Raw genomic sequence first — 20,710 nt, 5'->3', positions numbered from 1 at the left:
TATTTGCCTTGTCGAATACCTGGAGAGGTCGCGGGAAAAGTGAGAATCCGCGCAGAAGTTCCGCTCGAGCCATGGCATCATTCCGGGACTTCGACGCTTGCCGCGCACCGTCGTCTTCCGACCCTTCCGCACGGCGGGGCGGGACATCTCCTCATTGAAAGGATACTGATGAAACCTGTAGTCCAGGCCGCACTGGGTCTAACGCTGGTCTTTACCGCCCCTGCATTCGCCGCCGCCCCGGCGCCCGCGGCGCCAACGGCGGCGCCAAGCCCTGCACACGTCAAGGCCGCGCAGGATCTCCTTGCAGCGATGCAGGCCGAGAAGTTGATGCGCGGCGTCGCCGCACGCAGCCGCTACCAGAGTGAAGCGCAGCGGCAGGCGGTGTCCGCAAGGCTCGAGAAAACGCCGCCAACGGAGATCTATCGACGCCTTGCGGCGCCGGTAGCGCAGCTGGTTTCCGTGGATACCGCGACCGAAATGACCCGTTTCTACACGACATCCTATGGCAAGCAGGTCATCCACAAGAAGTACAACAGCGGCACCGAGATCATGATGCCGGGAATGAAGCCGGTCGTCCCGCCGGAAGAAAAGAAAGAGCGCAAGCGCGCCGCCTATGTCAAGGCGAGCAAGGAACTTGCGGATGCGGAACTTGCCATCGAGCGCGAGGCGTTCAAGCTCCTGCAAGAGATCAACAAGGAAAAGCGCTGAGACCTACGGCGCTCTTTCCAGGGCCACGACGATGAAGCGAGCACTGTGCATTTGCAGCCGGAGCCGCTTGCCTTGTCACACTGCCGGAAGCAAGGGCCGCCCGATTCCTGCGCGCCGCCGCGCAGGCGGCGCCAGGCAGCCGGCAGGGTCAGGACTGCGGCGCCATCCAGACCAGGTTCCACAGATGGCCGTCGATGTCCTCGAAGCCCTGGTCGTACATGAAGCCGTGATCCTCCGGCGGATGCGGCGTGCGTCCGCCGGCCGCCACCGCCTTGGCGATCAGGCTGTCCACTTCTTCCCGGCTCTCGCAACTCAGGCAGATGATGACCTCGTTGGCCTCCCTGGCTTGCACGAGGGGCTTGTCGATCAGCGACTTGAAGAAGGCTTCGGTCATCAGCATGACGTGGATGCTGTCCGGCACGACGTCCATGAAGGCCGCGTTCTCGTTGCTGAATCGTGGATTCATACGGAAACCGAGCGCGGAAAAGAAGGCCTTGGATTTGTCCAGGTCCTTGACGGCCAGGTTGAAAATGATCTGCTTGTTCATGACGTCCTCTCGTCGAGCGGTGGATGGGTAGGGGCCTGCAACTTGACGACGAATGAAGACGCATAAAATCGACAAGGAGGCGAAAAAATAACGCAGACCGGTTTGATCTACGTTAAACCATCCGTCCGCCCTTGACCCAGAATGGCCGAGTTCGCCACGCCTTCAGGAGCGCAGACGGGAATGCTGATGAGATGGATAGGTGCCTGCCTGCTGGCGCTCGGCCTCCTGCAGGGATGCTCGGACTACACCGTCGAGGCGCAGATCCACTCGCTCGGCGACGAGTTCTTCACGCCGCAAGCATGGGCCAGCGCCGACCAGGCCGGCCGCGGCCGCATGGTCGCCTCCTTCCTCAGCCAGTACCCGCCGCAGCGGCTCACCAGCGATGACGTCAGGGACCTGCTCGGCGCACCGACCGGCGCCGCCGACCATCCGGAAGACCTGGCTTACTTCGTCGGTCCCACCACCGTCGAAAGCCGCTACGGCAAGGGCTACCTGCTGATCTTCGTGATCGACCGGGAAACCGGACGGGTCGCGCAGGTGCGCATCTTCCCGCCGGTGACGATCGCCTGACGCCAGCGCATTGCCGCTATAGCCACTGCCCGGTTTTTCGTGCACACTATGTACCGCGCCTCCAGCGCATTCGTGCCGAACCGGGAATTTGATGAAACGCCTGCTGATCGTCCTGTTGCTCGTGATAATGCCGTTCCAGTCCGTCTGGGCGGCTGCGTGCGCCTGCTGCGTCGGCGGCGACGGCAAGGCCGTCCAGCAGACCAGCCAGTCGCTCGGCCAGCAGCAAGCCGACGATGGCGACGACGCCGCCGCCAAGCCCTGCTGCGACAACGGCTGCGACATCTGCCATCACTTGTCGGCCAGCGCGATCCCGTCCGCCAATCCCGACTTGCCCCTGCCGAAAGGCGCCCCGCACCTGCGCGGCGAACTGCGGCGCTACGTCTCGCACATCCCCGACCTGATCCCGCCGCCCGACCGGCCGCTCCGCGCCTGACCCGGCGGGAGACCCGATCCATCACGCCGCTTCGCGCGGCGCACGGTGCCCGCCGAACCTTGACCTGTTCGGAGCCACACCATGACATCCCTGTTGAAGCCGCTCACCCTGGCGGCAATCCTGTTCGCGGCCATCCTGGCGCCCGCCGCGGCACAGCATGACGCGCCCCTCACGCTGGCGGAGGCCATCGAGCTGGCCCTGCGCGCCAATCCCGCGCTGCGCGCCGCCGCCAGCGAAGTCGCCGCCAAGGACGGCGCGCTGGCGCAGGCGAAGGCCCTGCCCAATCCCGAGCTGGAAGTGCTGCGCGAAGGCCAGCGGCGCGAACGCCGCGCCACCACGGCCCAGCTGAGCATTCCCTTCGAACTGGGCGGCAAGCGCGCCGCCCGCGCCGACGCCGCGCGCGAAGAACGCGGCCTGGCGGCGCTCGCGCTGGCGGACTTGCGGGTCCAGGTGCGCGCGGATACCAGCGCCGCCTTTTATGAGCTGGCCGCCGCCATCGAACGCCACCGCATGGACCAGGAACTGGCTGCGCTCGCCGCCCGCGCCGCCGAGGCGGCGGCCAAGCGCGTCGAGGCGGGCAAGGTGTCGCCGGTCGACGAGACCCGCGCCCGCGTGGCCCAGGCCGGCGCACGGATCGAGGTCATCCAGGCGGCGCGCAACCTCGAGAGTGCGCGCATCCGCCTGGCGGCCCTGTGGGGCGGGGAGGGAGCCAGTTTGCAGATCGCCCTCCCGGCCGGCGACCTCCCGCCGGCCGTGCCCTTGCCGCAGCTCGCCGCCCGGCTCGACCAGGCGCCTGCCATGCAGCGCGCACGCGCCCAGCTCCGCCACCGCGAAGCGCTGGCGCAGGTGGAGCGCACGCGCCGCATCCCCGATGTCACGCTGATCGTCGGCGCCCGCCGCGAGGGCCTGGACGAACGCGACCAGGCCGTGGTCGGCGTCTCGCTGCCGCTCCCGCTGTTCAATCGCAACCAGGGCGCGCTGCTTGAGGCGCTGCGGCGCGTCGACAAGGCGCGGGACGAAGAGGAGGCCGAGCGTGTGCGCCTGCAGTCCGAGCTGGCCCAGGCCCACGCCCGCCTCAGGGCCGCCCTGGAAGAATCCGCGCTGATCGCGGCCGAGATCCTGCCGGGCGCGGAAAGCGCCTACCGCGCCGCCAGCCGCGGCGCCGAGCTCGGGAAGTTCGGCATCCTCGACGTGCTCGACGCCCAGCGCACCCTGTTCCAATCGAAGACCCAGTATCTGAACGCCGCCGCGGAGAGCCACCGCGCGGCGGCCGACATCGCTCGGCTGACCGGCACGTCCGCCGTCCAGGAGAACCCATGAACAAGCAGCAAATGAAAGTGGTGGCCGTCATGCTGGCGGTGGCCCTGGCCATCGCGGCCCTGGTGCTGGTGCGCGGCCGCGCGCCTGCCGCGCAGGACGAACACGCCGGTGAAAGCGAGCAGGAAGAACACAAGGACGACGGCGTGATCCGCTTCACCGACGCACAGGTAAAAGCCGCCGGCATCACGCTGCAGGACGCCGGTCCCATGCAGATGGAAACCTTCATCCGCATGCCGGGCCAGATCGCCCTCAACGAAGACCGCACCGCCCACGTCACGCCGCGCGCTGCGGGCGCTGTGGAAGCGGTGCCCGCCAACCTGGGTGACCGGGTGCGCCAGGGCGAGGTGCTGGCGGTGATCGCCAGCGCCGACGTGGCGGCCCAGCGCGGCGCGCTGGCGGCGGCGCAGCAGCGCCTGGCCTACGCCCGCAAGCTGCACGCGTCCGAGAAGCAGCTGTGGGAAGAACGGATCTCCGCCCGCCAGGACTACCTCAAGGCCGAGCAGGAACTGCACGAAGCGGAAATCGCCCTGCAGGGCGCGCGCCAGCAATTGCAAGCCCTCGGCACCAGCGCGGCGGGCAACTCCAACCGCCTGCAGATCCGCGCGCCGTTCGACGGGGTCATCGTCGAGAAGCACATCACATTGGGCGAAATGGTGGGCGCCGACACCCGCGTGTTCACCCTGACCGACCTGTCCACCGTGTGGGCCGACGTGGTCGTTCCGGCCAAGGACCTCGACATCGTGCGCGTCGGCACCGACGCCGTGATCCGCTCGATCGCCTCCAGCACCTCGGCGCCGGGCAAGGTAAGCTTCGTCAGCTCGCTGGTGGGCGAGGCCTCGCGTTCGGCCACCGCGCGCGTGGTGCTGGCCAATCCCGGCGCCGCCTGGCGGCCCGGCCTGGCGGTGAACGTCGACGTGGTCACCGGCGCCAGCCAGGTGGCGGTGGCGGTGCCGCGCGAAGCCATCCAGACCGACGACGGGCGCCAGGTGGTCTACAAGCGCGTGCCGGAGGGCTTCGTGGCCCAGCCGGTCGCCACCAGCCGCTCCGACGGGCGCTTCGTCGAAATCAGCTCCGGCCTGCGCGCCGGAGAGCGCATCGCCGCCGCCGGCAGCTTCGCCATCAAGGCGCAACAGGGTATAACCGCAGGCAAGGGCGCGGCCGATCATCACTGACGGAAGGCGAGCATGTTCAACCGCATCATCCGGGCATCCATCGCCCACCGCTGGCTGGTCATGCTGGCGGTGCTCGCCATGGCCATCCTCGGCATCTTCAACTACCAGCGCCTGCCGATCGACGCCGTCCCCGACGTCACCAACGTCCAGGTGCAGATCAACACCCGTGCGCCGGGCTACTCGCCGCTGGAGACCGAGCAGCGCATCACCTATCCGATCGAGGCCGTGCTGTCCGGCCTGCCGGGGCTGGAGCAGTTCCGCTCCCTGTCGCGCTACGGCCTGTCGCAGGTGACGGTGGTGTTCAAGGAAGGCACCGACATCCACTTCGCGCGCCAGCTGGTCAGCCAGCGCCTGCAGGACGCCAGCGGCCAGCTGCCGCCGGGCGCGGTGCCGGCCATGGGGCCGATCGCCACCGGCCTGTCCGAGATCTACCTGTGGACCGTGGAGACGGAGAAGGGCGCGCAGAAGCCGGACGGCACGCCTTACACGCCGACCGACCTGCGCGAGATCCAGGACTGGATCATCAAGCCGCAATTGCGCACCGTGCCGGGCGTCACCGAGATCAATTCCATCGGCGGCTTCGACAAGGAATACCTGGTCGCGCCGGATACGGCCACCCTGTCGTCCTATGGCCTGGAACTGGCCGACATCGTAAGCGCGCTGGAGAAGAACAATAGCAATGTCGGCGCAGGCTACATCGAGCGCGAAGGGGAGCAGTACCTGGTGCGGGCGCCCGGCCAGGCCGCCTCCACGGGCGACATCGGCAACATCGTGGTCACCACGGTCAATGGCATCCCGGTGCGGGTGCGCGACGTGGCCGAGGTGTCGGTGGGGCGCGAGCTGCGCACCGGCGCGGCCACCGAGAACGGGCAGGAAGTGGTGCTGGGCACCGTGTTCATGCTGCTGGGCGAGAACAGCCGGGCCGTCTCGCGCGCCGTCGACCAGCGCATGGCCGAGATCAACCGCAGCCTGCCCAAGGGCGTGAAGGCGGTCACGGTGTACGACCGCACCAACCTGGTGGAGCGCGCCATCGAGACCGTGCGCACCAACCTGCTGGAGGGCGCGGTGCTGGTGGTGGCCGTGCTGTTCCTGTTCCTCGGGAATATCCGCGCCGCGCTGCTGACCGCCATGGTGATTCCGCTGGCGATGCTGTTCACCTTTTCCGGCATGGTCGGCAACCGGGTCAGCGCCAACCTGCTCAGCCTGGGCGCCCTCGACTTCGGCATCATCGTCGATGGGGCGGTGGTCATCGTCGAAAACTGCGTGCGCCGCATCGCCCAGGCCCAGACGAGGATGGGCCGGGTGCTTCAGCGCGAGGAACGCTTCGAGGAAGTGTTCCAGGCGGCCCAGGAGGCACGCCGCCCGCTCGTCTACGGCCAGCTGATCATCATGATCGTCTACCTGCCGATCTTCGCGCTCACCGGCATCGAGGGCAAGATGTTCCACCCGATGGCCTTCACGGTGGTGATCGCGCTGCTGGGCGCGATGATCCTGTCGCTGACCTTCGTGCCGGCCGCGGTGGCCCTGTTCATCGGCCGCAACGTGGTCGAGAGGGAAAGCCGCGCCATGCATGCCGCGCGCCGCTGGTACGCGCCCTGCCTGCGCTATGCGATGGCCAACCGCCCCGTGGCGCTGGCTTTCGCCGCCATCGTGCTGGCCATCTCGAGCCTGATGGCCACGCGACTGGGCCTGGAATTCGTCCCCACCATGAACGAGGGCGACCTGGCCGTGCTCACGGTGCGCGTGCCGGGCACCAGCCTGAGCCAGTCCGTGAAGATGCAGCAGCAGATCGAGACCAGCCTGATGCGCGGCTATCCGGAGATCGAGCGCGTGTTCGCGCGCATCGGGACGGCGGAGATCGCGTCGGACCCGATGCCGCCCAGCGTGGCCGACGGCATCATCATGCTCAAGCCGGAACAGGACTGGCCGCGGCCGAAGAAGACGCGCGAGGAACTGCTGGCGGCGATCCGCCACACCCTCGATCAGCTGCCCGGCAACAGCTACGAATTCAGCCAGCCGATCCAGCTGCGCGTCAACGAGCTCGTGTCCGGCGTGCGCAGCGACGTGGCGGTGAAGGTGTTCGGCGACGACCTGGAGGTGCTCAATGCCACCGCCGCGCGCGTCGCCGCCGAACTGCGGAAGGTGAGCGGGGCGAGCGAAGTGCAGGTCGAGCAGACCACCGGCCTGCCGATGCTGCAGATCGAGGTCGACCGCGAACGCGCCGCGCGCATGGGCCTGAACATCGGCGACGTGCAGGAGATGATCGCCACCGCCACGGCGGGGCGCGCGGCCGGCATCGTGTTCGAGGGCGACCGCCGCTTTGACATCGTGGTGCGCCTGCCGGAAGCGGTGCGCGGCGATATCGACGCGCTCAAGCGGCTGCCGGTGGCGCTGCCAGCGAAAGAGGGGGCGCCGCACAGCTTCATCACCCTTGGCGAGATCGCCAGCTTCGACCTGGCGCCCAGCCCCAACCAGTTCAGCCGCGAGCAGGGCAAGCGCCGCGTGGTGGTGACCGCCAACGTGCGCGGGCGAGACATCGGCTCTTTCGTCGCCGAGGCGCAGGAGCGCGTCGCGCGGAAGGTCGGCGTCCCGGCCGGCTACTGGACCAGCTGGGGCGGGCAGTTCGAGCACCTGCAGGCCGCAGCCACACGCCTGCAGCTGGTGGTGCCGGCCGCCCTGGCGCTGGTGTTCGCGCTCCTCTACCTGGTCTTCAACAACGCCAGGGACGGCCTGCTGGTCTTCACCGGCATCCCGTTCGCGCTCACCGGCGGGCTGTGCGCCCTGTGGCTGCGCGGCATACCGATGTCGATCTCGGCGGCGGTCGGCTTCATCGCCCTGAGCGGGGTGGCGGTGCTCAACGGCCTGGTGATGGTGTCCTTCATCCGCAGCTTGCGCGAGGGCGGCATGCCGCTGGCGCAGGCGGTGGAGGAGGGGGCGATGGCGCGCCTGCGCCCGGTCCTGATGACGGCGCTGGTGGCCTCGCTGGGCTTCGTGCCGATGGCGCTGGCGACCGGCACCGGAGCCGAGGTGCAGCGGCCGCTGGCGACGGTGGTCATCGGCGGGATCGTGTCGTCCACCGTATTGACGCTGTTGTTGTTGCCGGTCCTGTATGAATACGCGCATCGCAGGGCCGAAGGTGGGTCGCCAAAAGGTTAAAATGCACTGTCTTTCAAGTCATATTTCGGCGGCATTTTTTTGTGTCGCGGCGTTTTGCCATCATTGCAGCAAAAATATCCGTCAGACAACTCAACCGTGCCATGTCCCTGATGGCATAAGTGGTATAGTTGGCCGTTTATCTCATTCGTGTAGCTACACGTGCACGAGAGACGCCGCGTACCCACCCGACAAATCAAAAAAAGGATAGTCCGATGACCACTAAGGATGACGCAACCCGTATCAGCCAGATGTTGCAGGAGAACCAGGCGGCGATCGGCGCCGATTGGCTGGCCCAGCTGGAAGCGCTGGCCGTGCGCGGCACCAGCGCGTCCCGCGAGCAGTTGCGTAACCACACCCAGCAATTCCTGGCCGCGTTCAGCGCCGCCACCCGTGCTGGCGAACTGGACAACATCGACCACCGCTCCTGGGACGAGGTGCGCGACCTGCTGGGCGAGATCTCATCCACCCGCGCCAAGTCGGGCTCCACGCCGAGCGAAACCGCGACCTTCGTGTTCTCGCTCAAGCAAGCCCTGTTCGCGCGCCTGCGCGCGGTCTTCGCGGCCGAGCCGGAAGCGCTGGCCACGGCCTCGTGGACCATCAACACCCTGCTGGACAAGCTGGGCCTGTACACCATCGAAGTGTTCCAGAAGACCAAGGACCTGATCATCGTGCGCCAGCAGCAGGAACTGCTGGAGCTCTCGACCCCGGTCGTCAAGCTGTGGAACGGCATCCTGGCGCTGCCCCTGATCGGCACCCTGGACTCGGCCCGCACCCAGGTGGTGATGGAAAACATCCTGCAAAAGATCGTTGACACCGGCGCCATGATCGCCATCATCGATATCACCGGCGTGCCGACCGTGGACACCCTGGTGGCCCAGCACCTGATGAAGACCATCGCCGCGGCGCGTCTGATGGGCGCGGACTGCATCATCAGCGGCATCCGCCCGCAGATCGCACAGACCATCGTGCACCTCGGCGTGAACCTGGAAGACGTGATGACCAAGGCCACCCTGGCCGACGCCTTCCTGGTCGCGCTCGAGCGCACCGGCACCGCCCTCATCGCCAAGCAGGCCGCCTGAGAGCCGCACCATGGAACGGATTCCTATCCTGCGCATGGGCGACCTGCTGCTCGTGACGATCCAGGTCGACATGCATGACCGTCTCGCCATGACCCTGCAGGACGACCTGACCGAACGGATCGTGCGCGACAACGCCAAGGGCGTCCTGATCGACATCTCCGCGCTCGACCTGGTCGATTCCTTCATTGGGCGTATGATCAGCAACACCGCCGCGATGGCCCGCGTGCTGGACGCCCAGACGGTCGTCGTGGGCATGCAGCCCGCGGTCGCGATCACGCTCGTCGAGCTGGGCCTGACCCTGCACGGCGTGAAGACCGCGCTCAACGTCGAAAAGGGCATGGCCCTGCTAGGAAAGAGCTACAAGTGATGGGTGACGCGCATACCAATGCAGTCCTGTTCGAGTCCGAGTTGCTGGATCGCCACCGCCAGCAGCGCACGGGGCGGGTGATCCTGCCGCTGCGTTCGGACGAGGACGTGGTCGGGCTGCGCAAGCAGGTGCGCGAACGTGCGGTGGCGATCGCTTTGTCCCTGGTCGACCAGACCAAGCTGGTCACCGCGGCCAGCGAGCTGGCCCGCAACACGCTCAAGTATGGCGGCGGCGGCGAAGTCTGCCTCGACGCCCTGTCGGACGGCGTGCGCCAGGGCATCGGACTGGTGTTCGTCGACGCCGGACCGGGCATTTCCGATCTCGACAGCGCACTGCGCGACGGTTTCACGACCGGCGGCGGCCTGGGCCTGGGCCTGGGCGGTTCCAAGCGCCTGGTCGACGAATTCGATATCGACAGCCGTCCGGGCGAGGGTACAGCCGTCTCGGTGGTCAAATGGAAACGCTGATCAGTTCACGGACGCCGCAGACCGTCTTCGCCATCCTGCATGCCAGCGACGTCTCGGCCGCGCGCCGCGCGGGCCAGCGGCTGGCCGATTCGCTCGGCTATACCGAGACGCGCGCCGGCCAGCTGGCGCTGATCATCACCGAGGCCGCCACCAATATCCTCAAGCATGCGGGCGAGGGCGAGGTCCACATCGGGCCCGCCCAGTCGGCGTCGGGCATCGGGATCGACGTGCTGGCCATGGACAAGGGACCGGGCATCGCCGACCTGGGCTACAGCCTGATCGACGGCGTCTCGACCGCCGGCACCGCAGGCACCGGCCTGGGGGCGCTGCGCCGCCTCTCCGACGAATTCGACGTCTACTCGGAACATGGCAAGGGCGCGGTTTTCTTCATGCGCCTGTGGCGCGACGTGCCGCCGCCGGAACACTGCGGGCTCGATGTCGGCGCGCTGTGGGTGCCGATGGCGGGCGAGGAGGACTGCGGCGACGGCTGGGCGGTCAGCTGCGGACGCCATGGCGCCAGCTTGCTGGCGGCGGACGGACTGGGGCATGGTCCGGAAGCAGCCAAGGCCGCCAACGCCGCGATCGGCGCGCTGGAAGCGCGTCCCGGCATCGAGGCGGGTGAGCTGATGCACGCCGCCAACGACGCCTTGCGCATCACGCGCGGGGCGGCGCTCGCCACCGCGCGCATCGATTACCGGAGCGACGAGCTGCGCTTCGCCGGCGTGGGCAACATCGCCGGCATCGTGACGGACGGCGTGCGCCGCGCCCTGGTCTCGCACAACGGCATCGTCGGCCACAACATGCGCAAGGTGCAGGAATTCACCCTGCCGTTCCCGGTCGGGGCCCTGTGCATCCTGCATTCGGACGGCATCCAGACCCAGTGGGACCTGGGCCGCTATCCGGGACTGGAAGGGCGCAGCCCGGCCCTGATCGCGGCGGTCCTGATGCGCGACTACATCCGCCGCCGCGACGACGCACTGGTGCTGGTCGTCAGGCGCCATGGCGCGCACCGCGGGATGGACCGATGAACGTCCAGCGCATCCTCAGCGTCGGCCTGGACAGCGACCAGGATGTGGTCCTGGTGCGCCAGCGCGCGCGCCAGATCTCGGCGCTGCTGGGCTTTTCGCAGCAGGACCAGGTGCGCGTCGCCACCGCCGTGTCGGAAGTGGCGCGCGGCGCCTGCCACCACGGCTCGGGCGGGCGCGCCCAGTTCCAGCTGCGCGACATGGCCGGCCGCCAGCACCTCGAAGTGCTGGTCAGCGCCGGCAACGGGCCGCCGGCCGCCGTCCTGCCGCCCGATGCCGAGGCCAATCCGCAGTCGCTGCACGAACTCGCCATCATCACCGCGCACCGCCTGATGGATGCCTGCGAGGTCGACCCCGGCGTGAAGGGCGCCACCACCGTCACGGTGCGCAAGGTGCTGCCGCCGCAAGAGCGCGTCACGCCCGCGCGCCTGGCCGAGATCGGCGCGCGCCTGGCCGACAGCCCGGTGTCCAACACTCTGCACGAACTGCAGCTGCAGAACCAGGAACTGCTGTCCACCCTGTCCGAGCTGCGCGAGCGCCAGGAAGACCTGCTCTCGCTCACGCGCGAGCTGGAAGACACCAACCGCGGCATCGTGGCGCTGTACGCCGAGATCGAGGACAAGGCCGAGCGCCTGCGCCGCGCCGACGAAATGAAGTCGCGCTTCCTGTCCAACACCAGCCACGAGCTGCGCACGCCGCTTTCCTCGATCCGCGCGCTGGCCCAGCTGCTGCTGGACCGCATGGATGGGGACCTCACCGTGGAACAGGAGCGCCAGGTGAAGTTCATCGCGAAGGCCGCCGGCGACCTGTCGGAATTGGTCAACGACCTGCTCGACCTGGCCAAGATCGAGGCCGGGCGGGTGCAGCTGGCGATCGAGCCGGTGGTGGTCGAGAACCTGTTCCGCACGCTGAAGGGCATGATGCGCCCGCTGGTGGACGAGGGCCGCGTGGAACTGATCTTCGAACCCTCCGGCATCGAAGAGCCTTTCTTCTCGGACGAAGGCAAGATCCAGCAGATCCTGCGCAACTTCATCTCGAACGCGCTCAAGTTCACCGAGCACGGCTCGGTGCTGGTGTTCGCGAGCTTCGACCAGGAAGCGGATAGCATTTCCTTCGGGGTGGCCGACACCGGCATCGGCATCAGCCCGGACAATTTGCAGTTGATTTTTGAAGAGTTCAGCCAGATCGAGCACCCGCTGCAGCGGCGCAGCAAGGGGACCGGGCTTGGACTGCCGTTGTGCCGCAAGCTCGCCGAGCTGCTCGGCGGCAGGGTCGACGTCGCCAGTACACCGGGCGTCGGCTCGACATTCACGCTCACCTTGCCGCGCCGGCCGCCGCAGCCGCCGGCGGAGAACGACGGAAACGAACCATGAACGCCAATTCGACCCTGATCCTCAACGTCGACGACAACGACGGCGCCCGCTACGCCAAGACCCGCATCCTGCAAAGCGCGGGGTTCGAGGTCACCGAGGCGGCCAACGGCACCGACGCGCTCGACATCGTCAAGCGCCGCGCGCCCGCCCTGGTGCTGCTCGACGTCAAGCTCCCCGATATCAACGGCATCGAAGTGTGCCGCCGCATCAAGGCCGATTCCGATACCAGCAAGGTGCTGGTGCTGCAGACTTCGGCTGCGCTGACCGGGCGCGCCGACAAGATCCGCGGCCTGGAAGGCGGCGCCGACAACTACCTGGCGGCGCCGATCGAAGCGGACGAACTGATCGCCAACGTCAACGCGCTGCTGCGCATGCGCCAGGCCCAGGTCGACCTGCGCGACAGCGAAGAGCGCTTCCGCCAGCTGACCGACAACATCGACGACGTGTTCTGGATGTTCTCCGTGCCCGGCCGCGAGCTGGTGTACGTGAGCCCGGCCTATGCCGACATCTGGGGCCGCAGCGCCGAGACCCTGGGCGAACAGCCGGGCGGCTGGCTGGACGCCGTCCACCCGGACGACCGCGCCGCCGCCGCGCGCCGCTGGGAAGCGCTGGCCACCGAGCACCACTATGACGAGGAATTCCGCATCACCGTGCCCGACGGCCAGACGCGCTGGGTGCGCGACCGCATGTTCCCGGTGCGGAATGCGCGCGGCCAGGTCTACCGCGTGGCGCGCGTGACCAGCGACATCACGGCGCGCAAGGAAATGGAAGCGCTGCTGCGCGCGGCCGACAGCAACAAGAACCAGTTCCTGGCCACCCTGGCGCACGAGCTTCGCAACCCGCTGAGCCCGATCCGCAACGCGGCCGCGCTGCTGGGCGCGACGGGCGAGATCGCGGGCGAGCGCCAGGCGCGCGCGCGCGAAGTGATCACCCGCCAGGTCGACCACCTGGCGCACCTGGTGGACGACCTGCTTGACGTGGCCCGCATCTCGGAAGGCAAGATCGTGCTGCGCACCGAGGAGGTGGACCTGGGCGGCGTGATCGGCCAGGCGATCGAGACCGCAGCCCCCCTGATTACCGCGCGCGGCCACCACCTGGAGGTCGTCCAGCCGGTCGAACAGGTGTGGGTGTCGGGCGATCCGGTGCGCCTGGCGCAGTCGATCGGCAACCTGCTGCACAACGCCGCCAAGTTCACTCCGCAGGGCGGCGAGATCACGCTCAGCGTGACGCTGGCGGGGGAGTGGGTGCGCATCGCCGTGCGCGACAACGGCATCGGCATCGCCGAGGACAACCTGCCGCGCATCTTCGGCATGTTCGCCCAGGTGGAAGTGCCGCCGGACCGCGCGCCGGAAGGCCTGGGCATCGGCCTGTCGCTGGTTTCGCACCTGATCGAACTGCACGGCGGCCGCCTGTCGGCCGATAGCCCGGGCATTGGCCTGGGCAGCACCTTCACCGTCGAACTCCCGGTGCTGCGCGTGACCCAGTCCGCGCAGCCGGACGGGAATGTCCAATGCACGCACAAGGAGGGCGCGGGTATGCGCGTACTGCTGGTCGACGACAACGTCGACGCCATGGAAATGATGGGCTTCCTGCTCGGCGAAATGGGCTACGAAACCTGCACCACCGCCGACGCCGGCCAGATCGAGGCGCTGGCGCTGCACCACAAGCCGGATGTGATCGTGCTCGATATCGGCCTGCCGGGCGTGGATGGCTACGAGGTGGCGCGCCGCATCAAGCGCAATCCGGCGCTGGCCAACATCCGCCTGGTGGCGCATACGGGTTACGGTTCGCCGGAAGACCGCCGCCGCGCGCAGGAGGCGGGCTTCGATGCCCACTTGGTCAAGCCGGCGGAGCTGGACGACCTCGAGAAGGCGCTGCGCGGCGACTAGGACGGGCTGCCGTATCGCCGGCCAGGCACCAGCAGGTGAGTGCAGGAAGGACGCGATGACGCCAAGCGCGCCGTCCTGGGCGCATCCGCGGGTTTTTTTTTGACAAGGTCCCCCTTCAACGATTCCGAGACAGTCGATGGCGACGCAAGGCGAATACGACTACTTCAAGAATATCGGCGCCGCCGGCATGCGGCACGCCAAGCACAAGCCGTGGTCGGACGAGCAGTGCGGCCTGTACCTGATGGAGCTGGGCGCGATGATGGGGCTGATGCCGCAAGGCGGCCGCCTGCTCGATATGGGCTGCGGCACCGGCTGGACCAGCGTGCTGTTCGCCAAGCGCGGCTACGACGTGGTGGGCGCCGAGCTGGTCCCGGAGGCGGTCGAGGCCGGCCGCCGCCTGCAGCAGGAGAACGGCCTGCGCAACCTGGATTTCGTCGTCGGCGATTACGAGTCGCTCGGGTTCAATGAAGAATTCGATGTCGTCGTGTTCTTCGACTGCCTGCACCACGCCGTCGACGAAGTGGCGGCGCTGCGCAGCGCCTACCGCGCATTGAAGCCGGACGGGATCTGCATCACGTCCGAGCCGGGTCGCGGCCACGAGCGCCGTTCGCGCGCCGTCGTGGAGGAGTACGGCGTGACCGAGCGCGACATGCATCCGGCCAAGATCATCCGGGCCGGCAGGCGGGTGGGATTTCGCGGCTTCAGCGTGCACCCGCACGCCTCGTATCTGTATATCGCCTTGTATCGCAAGGATTTGCGGGGCGCGGTCGGCAAGCTGCTGCGCTTTCCCGGCATGCGCCTTCTGGTCGGCATCGCCACGCTGCTGTTCTCGAAACACCAGGCCGGGATTACGGTGCTGCGCAAGTGAACGGCATTACCGTCACCGCAGGCGGTTTTAGTAAAAAGGTCTAAACTGCGCCGCTGTTCGCCATTTGACGCAACATGGGCTGCGGAATGTGCTTAACTCGCTCCTGAGCGCGCAGGCGTATTTTCAGAGCCACCACCATGAAGACCATCTTATCTCCCCTGGCGACTATGTTCGCATACGCCATGCTGCTTGCCGTGGCATGGACGCCGGCCGCATCGGCGGCGGGCAACCCAGCGGCGCCAATCAACGTGGCCACCTACAACCTGCGCTATGACAATCCCGATGATGGCCCGAACGCCTGGTCCGCCCGCAAGGACATGGTGAAGGCGCTGATCCGCTATCACGAATTCGACATCGTCGGCACGCAGGAAGGACTCGCCGACCAGATCGCCGACCTGGCCCAGATGGACGAATTCGACCATGTTGGCGTCGGCCGCGACGATGGCAAGCGTGCGGGAGAGCATTCGGCGATCTTCTTCCGCAAGAGTCGTTTTGCGCTGCTGGCCAAGGGCGATTTCTGGCTCAGCGAAACGCCCGACCGTCCCTCGTTCGGCTGGGACGCCACATGCTGCCGCCGCCTCGCGTCCTGGGCGCGCCTGCGCGACCGCGTTACCGGCCGCGCGCTGTTCGTGTTCTCGGTCCATTTCGACCATGAGGGCGAAGTGGCCCGCCGCGCCTCCGCCGACCTGGTGTTACGCAAGATCGCCGAGATCGCCCGCGGCGAACCCGCCATTTGCGTGGGCGACTTCAATTCGACGCCAGGAACGGTGCAGATGCAGACCATGGCAAAGGCGATGCGCGATGCGGCCAAGGTCAGCAAGGCGCCGCCGTATGGGCCGGAGGGCACGTTCAACGCCTTCCGCCTGGATGCGGCCATGCTTGACCGGATCGACTATATCTTCGTCGACCGGCATTTCGACGTGCTCAAATATGCGGTGCTGAGCGACTCGCGCGACCGGCGTTATCCATCCGATCATCATCCGGTCGTCGCGCGGGTGATCCTGAAGTAGATGACGGACCGGCGGGGGCAAAGGCGCAGGTATCGCCAATTGCCCCTCGATGGACCAGGCGACGGTACCTCATCCGTTTTACGTGCTTCCACGCGCCTGTGAGGGTAATATCTGCCGCGAATCGACCTTCCCGCCCACCAGGGAGGGCGTTTCGCTTGCCGACCAACTCACGTTTATCCTCATGAATTCATCGTTCCGGCCTTTCGCCCAGCCATCCGGGCGGATTTTTCCAGCCCGCCTCCCTGCATGCCGCTTTGCGCTGGCCGCCGCGCTGCTGTTCGCCGCGGGCCCAGCCCCCGCGTCCATCGTGCCGGAGCTGCCGGACGTCCCGGACATCAAGGCCATCACCGACTACCAGCCCAAGATTCCGCTGCGGGTCTACTCGGCCGACAAGGTCCTGATCGGCGAATTCGGCGTCGAGCGCCGCGAGTTCGTGCCGATCGCGAAGATCCCGCCGCTGATGAAGGCGGCCGTGCTGGCCATCGAGGATGCGCGCTTCTACGACCATGGCGGCATCGACTGGATCCGCGTGCTGGGCGCGGCCAAGGCCAATCTCAGCGGTGGATCCCTGCAGGGCGGGTCGACGATCACGATGCAGGTGGCGCGCAACTTCTTCCTCACGCGCGACAAGACCCTGCCGCGCAAGCTGACCGAGGCGGCGCTGGCCTACAAGATCGAACGCGCGCTGAGCAAGGACCAGATCCTCGAGGTCTACATGAACCAGATCTACCTCGGCCAGCGTTCCTACGGGTTTTCCAGCGCCGCGCGCACCTATTTCGGCAAGCCGCTCGAGCAGCTGTCGCTGGCCGAATTCGCCATGCTGGCCGGCCTGCCGCAGAATCCCTCGCGCCACAATCCGGTCGCCAATCCCGAGCGCGCGCAGCAGCGCCAGCGCCTGGTCCTCAAGCGCATGTTCGAGCTGAAGAACATCACCGAGGCGCAGTACCGCCGCGCGCTGGCCGAGCCGCTGCACGTCAGGCGCGATGGTGCGGGACCGAGCGCCAAGGCGGAATACGTCGCCGAACTGGCGCGCCAGGCGGCCTACGCCCGCTTCGGCCAGGCGGCCTATGAGCGCGGCGTCACGGTCACCACCACCATCGTCGCGGCGGAGCAGGAGGCGGCCTACGACGCCGTGCGCCGCAACGTGCTGGCCTATGACCGGCGCCACGGCTACCGCGGCCCGGAAGCGCGCGTCAAGCTGCCCAAGGACGCCGAGGCGCGCGAGGAAGCGATCGCCGAGGCGCTGCAGAAGCGCCCGGCCATCGACGACCTGCTGCCGGCCGTCGTGACGTCGGCCTCGCCCAAGCGGGTGCGCGCCGTCGCCCAGGGCGGCGAGGACATCGAGATCGCCGGCGCCGGCCTGGGCTTCGCCGCCCCGGCCCTGGCTTCCAGCGCCAAGGCCGCCTTGCGGCTGACACCGGGCGCCGTCATCCGCGTCAGCAAGTCGGGCCAGGGCGGCTGGGCGATCACCCAGGTGCCCGAAGTCGCCTCCGCCTTCGTCGCCCTCGACGCCAACACCGGCGCCTACCGCGCGCTGGTCGGCGGCTTCGACTACCAGCTGCAGAAGTTCAACCACGTGACCCAGGCCTGGCGCCAGCCCGGGTCGAGCATCAAGCCCTTCGTCTACTCGGCGGCGCTGGAGCGCGGCTTCTTCCCCGGCACCCAGATCCTGGACGAGCCGCTCGAGGTGGCGAACGAGGGAGACTGGTCGCCGCGCAACGACGACGGCGTCTTCGAAGGCCCGATTACGGTGCGGCGCGCGCTCACGCATTCGCGCAACGTGCCCACCGTGCGCATGCTGCGCACCCTTGACGTCGACTACACGCGCGACTTCCTGCAGCGCTTCGGCTTCGACCCCGCGCGCCATCCGCGCAACCTGACCATGGCCCTGGGCACCGGTGCGGTGACGCCGCTGCAGATGGCAGGCGCCTATGCCGTCATCGCCAACGGCGGCTACCGCGTCGAGCCCTGGCTGATCGCGAAGATCCAGGACAAGGACGGCAGCGTGGTCGTGGACAATGCCCGCACCCGGGCGGGGCAGGAGCGGGTGCGCGTGCTCGATGCGCGCAACGCCTTCATCACCGACAGCATGCTGCGCGACGTGGCGCGCTTCGGCACCGGCGCCCAGTCCTCGGTGCAGCTCAAGCGCCTTGATCTCGCCGGCAAGACCGGCACCACCAGCAATGCCTTCGACGGCTGGTTCGCCGGCTACAGCGGCAGCGTGGTGGGCGTGGCGTGGATGGGCTACGACGAGCCGCGCTCGCTCGGCGGACGCGAGTTCGGCGCCACGCTGGCGCTGCCGATCTGGGTCGACTACATGCGGGTCGCGCTGGCCAAGACGCCGCCGCGCGCGCCCGTGGTGCCGGAAGGCGTGGTGCGCGCGGGCGAGGACTGGGTCTACGCGGAGTTCGCCGAGCCGCAACCGGCGCCGGAAGGGGCGGCGACGGAGCCAGTGCTGTCCAACTGAACCCGCGGCGCGCTCAGGGCTGGACGGCGCTGTCCAGCCGGGAGCCCACGGCCGCCGCGGCCAGGATGCGGTCCAGCGCCTCGATGTCGATCGGCTTGACGAAATGGTGGTCGAAACCGGCCGCGTAGGCCTTGTGGATGTCCTGGGCCTGGCCATAGCCCGTGAGCGCGACCAGCACCACCCGGCCGCCGGCGGCGCTGCGCAGGCGGCGCGCCAGCTCGTAGCCGTCCATGCCCGGCAAGCCGATATCCAGGATATACACGGCGAAGGCTTCCGCGCCGCCGTGGCCGAGCGCGGCCTGGGCGTCGCCGGCGATGGCCACGCTGTGGCCCTTGGCTTCGAGCAGGTTGGCCAGCGCGCGCGCCGCATCCAGGTTGTCGTCGACGATCATCAGGCGTACCGGCGCCGGCGGCGCCGTGGCCGCTACGGCGGCATTGCCGGCCTGGCCGGGCCCTTGCGCGAGCAAGGGCAGGAACAGCGTGAAACGGGCCCCTTGCCCCAGACCTTCGCTATGGGCCTCCACGCGGCCTCCGTGCAGGGCCATGATGCTGCGCACCAGCGCCAGTCCCAAGCCCAGGCCGCCCTGCGAGCGTTCGGAGCTGCGCGAGGCCTGCCTGAACAGGTCGAACACATGGGGAAGCAGCTCGGCGTCGATGCCCATGCCGTTGTCCGCGACCTCGATCACCGCCTCGGATCCCAGCGTATCCACAGTGAGCGTGATGGCGCCGCCGGAAGGCGTGTATTTCGCGGCATTGTTCAGCAGGTTGCTCAATACCTGGATGAGGCGCACGCGGTCGCCGCGCACCCGCGCCTGCGGGCAGCGCACCTGTACCTCGAGCCGGTGGCCGCGGGCCTGGATCAGGGGCTGCGCCTGTTCGACGGCGCTGCCGGCGATGGCGCCGATCTTGACCTCGTCCTGCTCGATGGACACCAGTCCCCGGGTGACGCGCGAGACGTCGAGCAGGTCGTTGATCAGGGACTTCAGGTGGTCCACCTGGCGCACGATGACGTCGCCGGCGCGCCGCACGGCACGCTCGTTGTTGATCTGCAGCCCCAGGGTCTGCGCGGCGGCGGAGATGGGCGCGAGCGGATTGCGCAGTTCGTGCGCCAGCATCGCCAGGAATTCGTCCTTGGCGTGGTTCTGGTTCTCCGCCTCGCGCCGCGCATCGCGTTCGCTGGCGAGCAGGGTTTCGCGCTCGCGCTCGAGGGCTTGCCGCGCTTCGTTCTCGCGCGCCAGCTTGACGCCGGCGTCGTGCAGGGCGGTCTGCAGCAGGTCGGCTTCCAGCACGCCTGAGCGCACCGGCGCGGGGATGCCGCCGACTTCGAGGGTCTTCGCCGCCGCCAGGGTCAGCTGGTAGGAACCGGTGATGCGGCGGGCGAACACGACGATGCCGGCGCCGGCGCAGCCGAGGGCGATCAGGAGGACCACGGCCGCGAACCAGGTCGCGTTACGCGCCGGGCTGTTGATCTCGTCGCGCGGCGCCGCGATCGCGACCGTCCACGCGGCGCGCGAGGTGTGCGTGAAGCTGTTGTAGGCCATGAAGCCGTCGCGCGTGCGGTTGATGATCCGTCCGCTGAACTGGCGCTGCGCCGCCTGGAACAGCTCCGGCCGGACAGGAGTGCCGACGAACTGGTGCTCGCGCACGTTGCGGGCGATGGAAATGCCGTCCGCGCCGAACACGCCGATCACCCAGGTGTCGGGCAGGTCCTTGTGCCGCAGCAGGGCGGTGATGTGCGTGTTGTTAAAGGTATAGGCGAGCAAATAGGTGCGGCCGCTCGGGGTTTTCACCGGAAGCTGGACCGATACCACCTTCGATTTCCCGGCGCGCCCAGGGCGCAGATTCGAAACGCTCGGTTCGCCACGAGCGATGGCCTCCAGCACCCAGGGATTCGGCCCCTGGTCGATAGGCTTACCGTAAGAAAGGTGAGTGTGGAGCAGCATGCGGCCCGCGTCGTCGAACAGGACGCCCCACGAATTCTCGGAGGTGATGGTCTTGCGCATCAGCGCGTGGAGCGATGCGTAGTCTTCGCTGGCCATCGCGTCGGTCTGGGCGATCACGCGCAAGGCGCCTTCCGCCTTGGCGAACTCCTTGTCGATCGACAGCGCGACCGAGTTCGCTTTCTCCGCGACGGCCTGCAGGCGCGCTTCCTTCTCGTCTTGCAACAGGAGCGACAAGCCCCACGCGGACAAGGCGAGAAGAGGGAGGAGGACGATCAGGATGATCGCAGTGAGGTAGCTACGCGTCTTCATCGGGGAAT

At 68.0% G+C, this 20,710-nt stretch carries 17 protein-coding genes; 15 read left to right on the top strand and 2 right to left on the bottom strand.

Going from position 1 to position 20,710, the window contains the following annotated elements:
• The first annotated feature begins 168 nt into the window (after positions 1-168).
• Positions 169-708 (top strand): hypothetical protein, encoded by a 540-nt coding sequence (locus J8847_RS03595; RefSeq protein ID WP_229429562.1) that lies wholly within the window; start codon positions 169-171, stop codon positions 706-708.
• 148 nt (positions 709-856) lie between these two features.
• On the opposite strand, the gene J8847_RS03590 is transcribed toward J8847_RS03595, so the two are convergent.
• Positions 857-1,255, bottom strand: a complete 399-nt coding sequence (locus J8847_RS03590; protein WP_211523302.1) for a VOC family protein — start codon at positions 1,253-1,255, stop codon at positions 857-859.
• Between the two features lie 186 nt (positions 1,256-1,441).
• On the opposite strand from J8847_RS03590, the gene J8847_RS03585 reads away from it, so the two are divergent.
• From J8847_RS03585 to J8847_RS03520, 14 genes are all read left to right on the top strand, one after another.
• Complete coding sequence (locus tag J8847_RS03585) at positions 1,442-1,825, top strand: hypothetical protein (protein WP_211523301.1); 384 nt, start codon at positions 1,442-1,444, stop codon at positions 1,823-1,825.
• Positions 1,826-1,916: 91 nt separating this feature from the next.
• Entirely contained in the window at positions 1,917-2,258 is a 342-nt protein-coding gene (locus tag J8847_RS03580) for a hypothetical protein (protein WP_211523300.1), read from the top strand.
• A gap of 81 nt (positions 2,259-2,339) precedes the next feature.
• Positions 2,340-3,578, top strand: a complete 1,239-nt coding sequence (locus J8847_RS03575) for a TolC family protein (protein ID WP_211523299.1) — start codon at positions 2,340-2,342, stop codon at positions 3,576-3,578.
• On the top strand, positions 3,575-4,750 hold the full coding sequence (locus tag J8847_RS03570; RefSeq protein ID WP_211523298.1) for an efflux RND transporter periplasmic adaptor subunit: 1,176 nt from the start codon (positions 3,575-3,577) through the stop codon (positions 4,748-4,750). Before J8847_RS03575 ends, J8847_RS03570 begins: the two co-directional genes overlap by 4 nt.
• A 12-nt stretch (positions 4,751-4,762) precedes the next feature.
• On the top strand, positions 4,763-7,906 hold the full coding sequence (locus J8847_RS03565) for an efflux RND transporter permease subunit (protein ID WP_211523297.1): 3,144 nt from the start codon (positions 4,763-4,765) through the stop codon (positions 7,904-7,906).
• Positions 7,907-8,118: 212 nt separating this feature from the next.
• A complete protein-coding gene (locus J8847_RS03560) occupies positions 8,119-8,985 on the top strand; it encodes an STAS domain-containing protein (RefSeq protein ID WP_211523296.1) in 867 nt (288 codons plus the stop codon).
• 10 nt (positions 8,986-8,995) lie between these two features.
• Entirely contained in the window at positions 8,996-9,352 is a 357-nt protein-coding gene (locus J8847_RS03555) for an STAS domain-containing protein (protein ID WP_078030744.1), read from the top strand.
• Positions 9,352-9,819 (top strand): anti-sigma regulatory factor, encoded by a 468-nt coding sequence (locus tag J8847_RS03550; RefSeq protein WP_211523295.1) that lies wholly within the window; start codon positions 9,352-9,354, stop codon positions 9,817-9,819. Before J8847_RS03555 ends, J8847_RS03550 begins: the two co-directional genes overlap by 1 nt.
• Positions 9,807-10,847 (top strand): ATP-binding protein, encoded by a 1,041-nt coding sequence (locus J8847_RS03545; RefSeq protein ID WP_211523294.1) that lies wholly within the window; start codon positions 9,807-9,809, stop codon positions 10,845-10,847. The genes J8847_RS03550 and J8847_RS03545 overlap by 13 nt, the downstream gene beginning before the upstream one ends.
• Positions 10,844-12,217 carry a sensor histidine kinase gene (locus J8847_RS03540; RefSeq protein WP_211523293.1) on the top strand — a complete coding sequence of 458 codons (1,374 nt, stop codon included), beginning with the start codon at positions 10,844-10,846 and terminating at the stop codon, positions 12,215-12,217. The genes J8847_RS03545 and J8847_RS03540 overlap by 4 nt, the downstream gene beginning before the upstream one ends.
• On the top strand, positions 12,214-14,106 hold the full coding sequence (locus J8847_RS03535; RefSeq protein WP_211523292.1) for a response regulator: 1,893 nt from the start codon (positions 12,214-12,216) through the stop codon (positions 14,104-14,106). Before J8847_RS03540 ends, J8847_RS03535 begins: the two co-directional genes overlap by 4 nt.
• Positions 14,107-14,242: 136 nt before the next feature.
• The gene (locus J8847_RS03530) at positions 14,243-14,974 is read left to right on the top strand and encodes a class I SAM-dependent methyltransferase (RefSeq protein WP_211523291.1); all 732 of its coding nucleotides are present in this window, start codon (positions 14,243-14,245) and stop codon (positions 14,972-14,974) included.
• A 137-nt stretch (positions 14,975-15,111) separates the two neighbouring features.
• Positions 15,112-15,984: an endonuclease/exonuclease/phosphatase family protein gene (locus J8847_RS03525; RefSeq protein ID WP_211523290.1), complete on the top strand. Its 873-nt coding sequence runs from the start codon at positions 15,112-15,114 to the stop codon at positions 15,982-15,984.
• A gap of 181 nt (positions 15,985-16,165) precedes the next feature.
• On the top strand, positions 16,166-18,451 hold the full coding sequence (locus J8847_RS03520; RefSeq protein WP_211523289.1) for a penicillin-binding protein 1A: 2,286 nt from the start codon (positions 16,166-16,168) through the stop codon (positions 18,449-18,451).
• Positions 18,452-18,464: 13 nt separating this feature from the next.
• On the opposite strand, the gene J8847_RS03515 is transcribed toward J8847_RS03520, so the two are convergent.
• A complete protein-coding gene (locus tag J8847_RS03515; protein ID WP_211523288.1) occupies positions 18,465-20,702 on the bottom strand; it encodes an ATP-binding protein in 2,238 nt (745 codons plus the stop codon).
• Positions 20,703-20,710: the final 8 nt, after the last annotated feature.

It is taken from the genome of Massilia sp. AB1 (assembly GCF_018119385.1).
Lineage (GTDB): Bacteria > Pseudomonadota > Gammaproteobacteria > Burkholderiales > Burkholderiaceae_D > Telluria.
Note: the sequence above shows the minus strand (reverse complement) of the source record. Positions and strands in the feature narration are given on the sequence as shown.

Coding starts and splice junctions, on each gene's coding strand:
- J8847_RS03595 (WP_229429562.1), top strand. CDS start 169: ATGAAACCTGTAGTCCAGGCCGCACTGGGTCTAACGCTGGTCTTTACC.
- J8847_RS03590 (WP_211523302.1), bottom strand. CDS start 1,255: ATGAACAAGCAGATCATTTTCAACCTGGCCGTCAAGGACCTGGACAAA.
- J8847_RS03585 (WP_211523301.1), top strand. CDS start 1,442: ATGAGATGGATAGGTGCCTGCCTGCTGGCGCTCGGCCTCCTGCAGGGA.
- J8847_RS03580 (WP_211523300.1), top strand. CDS start 1,917: ATGAAACGCCTGCTGATCGTCCTGTTGCTCGTGATAATGCCGTTCCAG.
- J8847_RS03575 (WP_211523299.1), top strand. CDS start 2,340: ATGACATCCCTGTTGAAGCCGCTCACCCTGGCGGCAATCCTGTTCGCG.
- J8847_RS03570 (WP_211523298.1), top strand. CDS start 3,575: ATGAACAAGCAGCAAATGAAAGTGGTGGCCGTCATGCTGGCGGTGGCC.
- J8847_RS03565 (WP_211523297.1), top strand. CDS start 4,763: ATGTTCAACCGCATCATCCGGGCATCCATCGCCCACCGCTGGCTGGTC.
- J8847_RS03560 (WP_211523296.1), top strand. CDS start 8,119: ATGACCACTAAGGATGACGCAACCCGTATCAGCCAGATGTTGCAGGAG.
- J8847_RS03555 (WP_078030744.1), top strand. CDS start 8,996: ATGGAACGGATTCCTATCCTGCGCATGGGCGACCTGCTGCTCGTGACG.
- J8847_RS03550 (WP_211523295.1), top strand. CDS start 9,352: ATGGGTGACGCGCATACCAATGCAGTCCTGTTCGAGTCCGAGTTGCTG.
- J8847_RS03545 (WP_211523294.1), top strand. CDS start 9,807: ATGGAAACGCTGATCAGTTCACGGACGCCGCAGACCGTCTTCGCCATC.
- J8847_RS03540 (WP_211523293.1), top strand. CDS start 10,844: ATGAACGTCCAGCGCATCCTCAGCGTCGGCCTGGACAGCGACCAGGAT.
- J8847_RS03535 (WP_211523292.1), top strand. CDS start 12,214: ATGAACGCCAATTCGACCCTGATCCTCAACGTCGACGACAACGACGGC.
- J8847_RS03530 (WP_211523291.1), top strand. CDS start 14,243: ATGGCGACGCAAGGCGAATACGACTACTTCAAGAATATCGGCGCCGCC.
- J8847_RS03525 (WP_211523290.1), top strand. CDS start 15,112: ATGAAGACCATCTTATCTCCCCTGGCGACTATGTTCGCATACGCCATG.
- J8847_RS03520 (WP_211523289.1), top strand. CDS start 16,166: ATGAATTCATCGTTCCGGCCTTTCGCCCAGCCATCCGGGCGGATTTTT.
- J8847_RS03515 (WP_211523288.1), bottom strand. CDS start 20,702: ATGAAGACGCGTAGCTACCTCACTGCGATCATCCTGATCGTCCTCCTC.